We start from the raw sequence: 701 nt of genomic DNA, 5'->3' as shown, positions 1-701 counted from the left end.
GTCAGGACGCCGCGCGCAACGCCGCGCCGGCCGCACGGTCCATGCGCAGGTAACGCGGGATCGACAGCGCCAGCGGCACCGCCACGATCATGAACGCATAATGGAAATCCGCGGGCACGAAGGCCCCGTCCGTTGGTTGCCCGCCCCGCAGCGCCGCCGCCAGGCGCAGCATCAGCGCCCCGAACGCGACCGCCAGCCCGATGCAGGCCTGCTGGTTCACGCTCAGCAGCGTGCTGGCCGCCCCTTTCTCCGGGTCGCCGATATCGGCATAGCCCAGGGTCGCCAGCAGCGTGTACTGCATCGACCGCGTCACCCCGCAGCCCAGCAGCACCAGCAGCAGCACGGCCGCCGGCGTCGCCGGCACCATCGCCCCGGCCAGCAGCACGAACAGCACGCCGAGCGTCGCGTTCACCACCGCGGTGGCGCGAAAGCCGAACCGCTCCAGGATGCGCGTGGTAAAGGCCTTCATGCCCAGATTGCCCAGCGCGAAGGCCAGCATCAGCATCCCGGCATGAAACGCCGTCAGCCCGAATCCCACCTGTAGCATCAGCGGTACCAGATAGGGAACGGCGTCGATGGTCAGGCGGCTCAGGCTCCCGGCCAGCACCGTGACGGCAAAGGTCGGGTGCCGCATCAGCCGGAAATCCAGCAGCGGATGCGCCTGCCGCGCCGCATGGCGCAGGCTGGCGGTCCCCAGCGCC

At 70.3% G+C, this 701-nt stretch carries 1 protein-coding gene; it reads right to left on the bottom strand.

The annotated features are described in order from the left end of the window. Position 1: 1 nt before the first annotated feature. The coding region (locus HUK84_RS21490) for an MFS transporter (RefSeq protein WP_176641957.1) at positions 2-701 on the bottom strand (700 nt) is incomplete at its 5' end.

This window comes from Nguyenibacter vanlangensis (assembly GCF_013376155.1).
Lineage (GTDB): Bacteria > Pseudomonadota > Alphaproteobacteria > Acetobacterales > Acetobacteraceae > Gluconacetobacter > Gluconacetobacter vanlangensis.
The sequence above is the reverse complement of the archived record's forward strand: the minus strand, read 5'-3'. Positions and strand labels throughout refer to the sequence as shown.